Origin of the sequence: Providencia sp. PROV156 (genome assembly GCF_028480905.1) — a bacterium.
Lineage (GTDB): Bacteria > Pseudomonadota > Gammaproteobacteria > Enterobacterales > Enterobacteriaceae > Providencia > Providencia hangzhouensis.
The window spans coordinates 79,726-85,928 of the sequence record NZ_JAMPPE010000021.1 but is presented as its reverse complement, the minus strand read 5'-3'; the positions used below and the strand labels follow the sequence as shown (position 1 = coordinate 85,928).

Below are 6,203 nucleotides of genomic sequence, written 5' to 3'. Positions count from 1 at the left end.
AGATGAAATGAATAAAAAAATGCCGACACAGGAAGCATCGGCGAGGACTACAAAAATAATTAGAAAGTTCAAATTAACTATAGGTTATAAATTAAAAACAATGATGAATTATTTTAATCATATCGATTAAATAGATGCAATAAGAGGAATGAATATGAGTAAGCAAATGGTTTTAGTTGCAAGGACAAATAAGATTGGCTCTGACTCTGAATGTGGGCTGGGTATTACTGAGGACGAATGGGATAAATTAACCGAAGAAGAGCAATCAGGATATATCAATACTGCAATTGATAATCTTGTTGATTGGTATGTGAAGACAGAAGATTAAGGTGGAGTGATGAAATTAACAGAATTTCAAGAAGGGATTATTTATGCAGTGGTTTTACTACAAAAATTACATGATCAACCGACAGCAGGAGCAGATATTTTAAAAGAGTCAGGTTTAGATAATATCGACTGTTCTAATTTTGACGACTATGACAAAGAAGCATTGAGAGTTATTAATGATAACTACGGCATGAGCCTAAAGGGGTTGTGATGGATAAATCAAGACAGCAATTTGAAGCGGAAATAAAGTCACTTAGCGACCCGTCAGAATTTGAATTAAAACTTAAACGTGCAAATAACGGATCAAATTACGCTGACCAATATGTAGATTTAATGTGGATTAGTTGGCAAGCATCACGAGAGAGTTTAATTAATAGCTTACCAGAAAGCATTAATTGCCCTACCGCACCAGAATTAATATGGCTACAGGTTGACCCTGAACCAGAGGAGATAAATAAACCTGTATATCCAGTTAATTTATATAGCGGCGATGTAACTTGGAGTTCGAGCAGGGAGTTCCCAACTGACACCTTATATGTTCGGGCTGATTTTTTACTTCAATCCGTAAAACAGTGCTAAGAGCACCAAAACAGAAAGCATGATTATAGCCAAAGCGCCAATGAGACAGCTAATACCCCTAAATAGACAAGATGCCACATCAATCCAGGTTGTATTTTCTTTATTGCGTCTCATTTTAGCCTCCTTGGCACAAGTTACTAAATTAAATAACTGAAATTTAATATACACCCCATAGATAAGGACTAGCAATGAAATATAAACACTTAATGGTAGATCTAGAAACTATGAGCAATAAAGGCAATGCCGCTATTGTGTCCATTGGTGCTGTGACTTTTGAACCAACAACGGGTGAGATTGGCCCTACATTTTATAGTGTGGTTGATTTAAGAAGTTGCGAACGTGCGGGTCTTCATATCGATGCTGATACCGTCCTTTGGTGGATAAAGCAAAGCGCTGAAGCTAGATCGGAAATTGTTGGTGTTAGTTATGAGTTAGAAGAATCACTAGCCGACCTAAATCTTTTTGCCGAGAGAGTTCTAACTGATGATGTTCAGGTGTGGGGTAATGGCGTTGATTTTGACAATGTTATTTTGCGTAACGCATATGATGCTGTCGGTTTAGATCCGTTCTGGAAACATTGGAACAATCGCTGTGTTAGAACAATTGTAGAGCTAGGCCGCAATGCTGGTATTGATCCTAAGCGTACACTCGAATTTGAAGGAGAACAACACAATGCATTAGCTGATGCAATTCATCAAGCTAAGTATGTGTCTATTATCCACCAGCATTTAATTAAACCAGTTAACGACGATATTTAATTTTTAAGTCTGTATGCGGCAGGCGTGGAGGTGATTATGTCTATTAATAGCATGGGTAAATTGATGAAGGCCAGTAAATGGGCTCAGCGCGAGTTTGAAAAAGACTCTATACCCACCCCAAAAACACTTAAAAGATGGGTTTCTAATGGGGTTATTAATGGAAAAATTATAGATCAGTCAGTCTGGATTTTTTCTAGTGAAAAAATGGGTGTCGCGTCTTCAATCTCAAGCCATGTAAATGCTTTGATAGAGGAACAGTAAATGGCAGCAAGGCCAAGAAATAGGCAATACAGACACTTGCCAGACTTTCTCAACTTTGACAAAACCCGCCAGCGTTACGTGTTAACACTGATAACAGGCAAACGAAAAACCATAGGCACCGACCGTGCCTATTCAATCGCTGTCGCGCGTGAGTATAACCTAAGAATGCGCCCAGAAACCGCTGTCAGCTTAAATGGGCTAATTAATGAGTCTGGCGGACTCAAGGGTGAAGGTGAAGCTTTATCTATTCATATGGATAGATTAATGGAGCGCATTGTTAAAGATGAGCAGCCAGCAAAAAGCACCCTATCCGATTGGAAAAAAGACATTGAGCGCATAAAAGAGTTTTTTAGTGATATTGCTTGTTGTGATATTACTCTAGAGCATGTTAACGATTATATAAACCATTACCACGCTGATGGATCTGCTAACGTCCAAAATCGGAAAGTATTATTTTTGAAGAAAATATTTAGCTACGCAATGGATGAATCATTAATGCTAGATAATCCTGCCGCACGTAAGAAAATGCGAAGATTGGAAGGAAAACAAAGAAAGCGTCTATCATTTGAAAACTTTATTAAAATACGCAATTTTGCGGAGCCTTGGCTACGTACAGCTATGGATCTAGCTTTACAGACAACACAAGCAAGGCTTGAAGTTTCAAGAATAAAATACAACATTAAAAAACCCAAAGAAGGCGTTTGCGGTTGTGTATGGCTTGATGTGCCAGTAAATGGTATCTATGGAACGTTATATATCCATAGGCAAAAGGTTAAAGATAAAGAAGCGGCCCATGTTGCAATTCCAATCGGTGGCGAATTAAAGCGGATCATCGAGGAAAGCAGAGATAACATTGCAAGCCCCTATGTTGTTCATCGGCTACCAATAAAAAACAGCAACCCGATTAGCTCAGAGGTTCAGCACCCTACACAAGTAGTACCTAGTTATCTAAGTCGAGCATTTTCAAAGGCAAGGGATAAAGCAGGAGCATATGCAGACTTACCACAAGAACAACGGCCAACATTTCATGAAATAAGGGCTTTAGCTGCTCATTTATTTGAGAAGTCAGGCGTAGATCCTCAAGCAAGGATGGCGCATAGTGATGCGAAATCCACTAAAATTTATACGCAAGATCATGTTGAGTGGGTCAGCGTACCGCATGCTGAAATTAAGGTGGGATAATGGTGTAAAACAGCTTGTAACTCCTTGATTCATATAATACCAAAATGACCAATAATCCACTGTTTCCCTATACAGTCGAATCAATCACAATAACATTAAAATCAATAGGTTATGTTTTAATTGTATATAGTCATGGGGTGTCGGGGGTCGTAGGTTCAAATCCTATCATGCCGACCAATCTATTATAGAGAAACCAACCTGTTACGGTTGGTTTTTTTATGCATGAAATTTTAGGTGGGCAAAAGTCGGGTAAAAATCCAACTTATTTTCTAACTTTAACCACTGCTAATTCATCAAAATTTGTCGTGTAGGCAGGTGACAACATTTCTCTTTTCATTTTATATCCGCTATTACTACTCTTACTAACAAACAATCATTACACATACCTGTCAATTACTACCCATGACTATATTTCTCATAGTAACTAGTCATAAGCCGTTGCGTGCATTATACCAACAACAGTCTTTAACGATTCATTGAACCATAATAAATCGCCTTGTGATGTGTATTAAACTTTACCAAAACATAAGGTTTTAATTATGGCTTTTGAGCACTAATAATAAATATCATTGGTCTCTCTTTTTCCTCATCTAATGTTGGATTTTCTATAATTTGCTCGCACGATGGCCCCCACTCGTCCAGTTCAATTATTTCAAACCCAGCAGAAATTAATAAGTTAATCCAAGTGGATAATTTTCTGTGTTGCTTTACGACACCATCAGCAAACCAATGGCTAATTCTATTGCCTTCTTGCTGGTACTGATTAACCGGCCAGGCTTTATTACCATACTTATCTATACACCATTCTTGAATAAGTGGTGCGGTGTATATTGGATGTTCTGCAGAAAAAATCACCCTCCCACCTTGATTTAGAGCTTGATATAACTTAGTTAATAGAGAATAAATATCGACCACATAATGTAGAGCCAGCGAGCTATAGATCAAATCATACTGTTCAGTAGGTAAGCTCAACTTTTCCAAATCAGCACGTAAGTATGTTATAGCGGAATCATCTGTCATTGAAATCGCCTTTGTTAACATTTTTTCTGAGAGGTCAACGCCTGTTACTTGTGTTGCCCCTTGAGCACTTGCCCACCGACAAAACCAGCCATAACCACAACCTAAATCTATAATAGATTTCCCATTTAAATCTGGTAATAACCGTTGTATTGCATCCCACTCTGGTGCACCACTTAGCCCTTCGACTGAGCGAGGCAATGTTGCATAGCCTGCAAAAAAATCAGGGTCATCATAAATATTTTGAGACATGGTTTATTCCCCAATAATAAGAAAATTAGGCTAATCATATTCTATATTTCTTAAATTTGATAAGAATTACCACTGTATAGATTAACAACGACTCAATGATAGCAAAGAGCGAGCTTTATGGTAGATTTTTAGTTAACTGCCCATAAGATTAAAATTGTTTTAATTCAATAGGTTAAAAACCAATAATTGTAATGAGCTTACTTTAAGTTTTCATATTAACCTTTTATTTAAACCATCCTATACTATAATATTTTTGAATTAATACATTTAGCATTGACAAATAACTGATTAATAATGAAAACTAACTTTAGAGTAGCAACACCAATTGATATAAATGCTATATTTTCCATAGATACCATTGCGACCGCAGAACGCTATAAAGACATTACCCAATGGAGCGAGCAAGGAATATGTTATGTACTGGAATCCAACAACGAAATATTGGCTTATGGCGTTCTACATTATCATTTCTATTCCCATGCCTTTATAGAGCTATTAATGGTAAATAAAAACCATCGTCGACAAGGCCTTGGCCTCATTTTAATTAATAAACTAAAAATGCAGAGTAAACCCCAAAAGATTTTTACTTCTACAAATCAATCAAATACAGCCACTCAACAGCTTTTAATAAAAGCTGGCTTTGTTCCTAGTGGCTACATTGAAAATTTAGATGATAATGATCCCGAACTTATCTATTGCTATATACCTGATTAACACCATCGATATGAAGAACTATAATAGCGTTTTATCCATCACAACCGTTTGTAAGATGTGATTAAATTGCTGATACGTTTCTTGAGCAATCTCTTCTGGATAACTTAGCACCCTAAGCTCATGCGGCTTATTTTCTGGGTAATAACTTGGATGAGCATGGGCGTATTCATTTTGTTGAAAACCACAATACTGATAAAAAGACCAACGTTTTTGGCTGATTTCATCAATAATAGGGTCTATTTCTAGAATCACTTTGCCTACATCATGACAAAACTGTTTTAGTACCTTTTGCCCATAACCTTGCCCTCTTAATGCAGGGGAAATGGCAAAATGTTCAATATAATAATAACCTTCGATTTTCCAACAACCAATAAAACCAATGAAAATGTCATTTTCTTTGAAATTGAGCAAATAATAATCGCTATGATTCAATATTGCCTTTCTTCCCTGATAGCTTCTTTGTTCATATAACGGAAAAGCGGTGTCATATAACTGGTTAATCATTGCTATCGCTTGGCTATCTTCACTTTTAATTCTTAAAGCATGTAACATTTAATCGAAACTCACCTTCATCAAATATATTTTATAGAATACCTATTTTTAATTTTCTGACAATTATTTTATCAAGCGCTCATAAGATTAACTTTTTGTTTTATATTGATATTATTTTTTCACTCAATTTACTGATAAAAATATTTGCAGCTCTATATTGACTTTTTTGCCTAATAGTTCTAAAAATACTGTATATTAATACAGTCTTTACTAGAGGCTATCATGTTACGTATCGAAGTATTATTTGATAAAAACGCTCCGCAAAAACCCAGTTCAGTGGTTTTACAAGCTCTTGAAACTGAGATTTTACGCAAACTTCAGAACCAATATCCTGATATGGTAACTCGGGTTGGGTTTAGCTCACAACAACGCGTTAATATTTCAGGAACAAAAATAGCGGAGGATAAAACTCGTATTGAAGAAATACTGGAAGAAATATGGATGGATGATGGTTGGGTCCCAGAAGAAACAACAGAGGATTAACCAAATACTTAAAAGGAATGTTTTACCCTATGACATTCCTTTTTTACTAATACGTGAGGCTTTTTACACCTTCATAAA

General features: G+C 36.4%; 11 protein-coding genes. 8 read left to right on the top strand and 3 right to left on the bottom strand.

Annotated elements, in window-relative coordinates:
* Positions 1 to 154 precede the first annotated feature (154 nt).
* From PSF31_RS15455 to PSF31_RS15430, 6 genes are all read left to right on the top strand, one after another.
* Positions 155 to 328 carry a DUF7167 family protein gene (locus tag PSF31_RS15455; protein WP_232062890.1) on the top strand — a complete coding sequence of 58 codons (174 nt, stop codon included), beginning with the start codon at positions 155 to 157 and terminating at the stop codon, positions 326 to 328.
* Positions 329 to 337: 9 nt separating this feature from the next.
* Entirely contained in the window at positions 338 to 538 is a 201-nt protein-coding gene (locus PSF31_RS15450; RefSeq protein ID WP_096864895.1) for a hypothetical protein, read from the top strand.
* A complete protein-coding gene (locus PSF31_RS15445; protein ID WP_096864894.1) occupies positions 538 to 906 on the top strand; it encodes a hypothetical protein in 369 nt (122 codons plus the stop codon). The genes PSF31_RS15450 and PSF31_RS15445 overlap by 1 nt, the downstream gene beginning before the upstream one ends.
* Positions 907 to 1,094: 188 nt before the next feature.
* Positions 1,095 to 1,664 (top strand): 3'-5' exonuclease, encoded by a 570-nt coding sequence (locus PSF31_RS15440; RefSeq protein ID WP_227528803.1) that lies wholly within the window; start codon positions 1,095 to 1,097, stop codon positions 1,662 to 1,664.
* Positions 1,665 to 1,700: 36 nt separating this feature from the next.
* Positions 1,701 to 1,925 carry a hypothetical protein gene (locus PSF31_RS15435; RefSeq protein ID WP_409418038.1) on the top strand — a complete coding sequence of 75 codons (225 nt, stop codon included), beginning with the start codon at positions 1,701 to 1,703 and terminating at the stop codon, positions 1,923 to 1,925.
* The gene (locus PSF31_RS15430) at positions 1,926 to 3,107 is read left to right on the top strand and encodes a tyrosine-type recombinase/integrase (protein WP_096864893.1); all 1,182 of its coding nucleotides are present in this window, start codon (positions 1,926 to 1,928) and stop codon (positions 3,105 to 3,107) included.
* Between the two features lie 262 nt (positions 3,108 to 3,369).
* Here PSF31_RS15430 and PSF31_RS15425 read toward each other — a convergent pair whose 3' ends face one another.
* Positions 3,370 to 3,480: a DUF4113 domain-containing protein gene (locus PSF31_RS15425; protein WP_226616964.1), complete on the bottom strand. Its 111-nt coding sequence runs from the start codon at positions 3,478 to 3,480 to the stop codon at positions 3,370 to 3,372.
* Positions 3,481 to 3,644: 164 nt separating this feature from the next.
* Positions 3,645 to 4,376 carry a class I SAM-dependent methyltransferase gene (locus PSF31_RS15420; protein WP_096864892.1) on the bottom strand — a complete coding sequence of 244 codons (732 nt, stop codon included), beginning with the start codon at positions 4,374 to 4,376 and terminating at the stop codon, positions 3,645 to 3,647.
* Positions 4,377 to 4,670: 294 nt separating this feature from the next.
* Here PSF31_RS15420 and PSF31_RS15415 point away from each other — a divergent pair, with 294 nt between their 5' ends.
* A complete protein-coding gene (locus PSF31_RS15415; protein WP_004260038.1) occupies positions 4,671 to 5,090 on the top strand; it encodes a GNAT family N-acetyltransferase in 420 nt (139 codons plus the stop codon).
* An 18-nt stretch (positions 5,091 to 5,108) separates the two neighbouring features.
* On the opposite strand, the gene PSF31_RS15410 is transcribed toward PSF31_RS15415, so the two are convergent.
* Positions 5,109 to 5,642: a GNAT family N-acetyltransferase gene (locus PSF31_RS15410; protein WP_096864891.1), complete on the bottom strand. Its 534-nt coding sequence runs from the start codon at positions 5,640 to 5,642 to the stop codon at positions 5,109 to 5,111.
* Positions 5,643 to 5,864: 222 nt separating this feature from the next.
* On the opposite strand from PSF31_RS15410, the gene PSF31_RS15405 reads away from it, so the two are divergent.
* Positions 5,865 to 6,125, top strand: a complete 261-nt coding sequence (locus PSF31_RS15405; RefSeq protein ID WP_004260032.1) for a DinI-like family protein — start codon at positions 5,865 to 5,867, stop codon at positions 6,123 to 6,125.
* Positions 6,126 to 6,203: the final 78 nt, after the last annotated feature.

What these genes read in the sequence shown, in the direction of transcription:
- PSF31_RS15440 (WP_227528803.1), top strand. Translation starts at nt 1,095, where the DNA reads ATGAAATATAAACACTTAATGGTAGATCTAGAAACTATGAGCAATAAA.
- PSF31_RS15405 (WP_004260032.1), top strand. Translation starts at nt 5,865, where the DNA reads ATGTTACGTATCGAAGTATTATTTGATAAAAACGCTCCGCAAAAACCC.
- PSF31_RS15415 (WP_004260038.1), top strand. Translation starts at nt 4,671, where the DNA reads ATGAAAACTAACTTTAGAGTAGCAACACCAATTGATATAAATGCTATA.
- PSF31_RS15410 (WP_096864891.1), bottom strand. Translation starts at nt 5,642, where the DNA reads ATGTTACATGCTTTAAGAATTAAAAGTGAAGATAGCCAAGCGATAGCA.
- PSF31_RS15435 (WP_409418038.1), top strand. Translation starts at nt 1,701, where the DNA reads ATGTCTATTAATAGCATGGGTAAATTGATGAAGGCCAGTAAATGGGCT.
- PSF31_RS15455 (WP_232062890.1), top strand. Translation starts at nt 155, where the DNA reads ATGAGTAAGCAAATGGTTTTAGTTGCAAGGACAAATAAGATTGGCTCT.
- PSF31_RS15445 (WP_096864894.1), top strand. Translation starts at nt 538, where the DNA reads ATGGATAAATCAAGACAGCAATTTGAAGCGGAAATAAAGTCACTTAGC.
- PSF31_RS15450 (WP_096864895.1), top strand. Translation starts at nt 338, where the DNA reads ATGAAATTAACAGAATTTCAAGAAGGGATTATTTATGCAGTGGTTTTA.
- PSF31_RS15420 (WP_096864892.1), bottom strand. Translation starts at nt 4,376, where the DNA reads ATGTCTCAAAATATTTATGATGACCCTGATTTTTTTGCAGGCTATGCA.
- PSF31_RS15430 (WP_096864893.1), top strand. Translation starts at nt 1,926, where the DNA reads ATGGCAGCAAGGCCAAGAAATAGGCAATACAGACACTTGCCAGACTTT.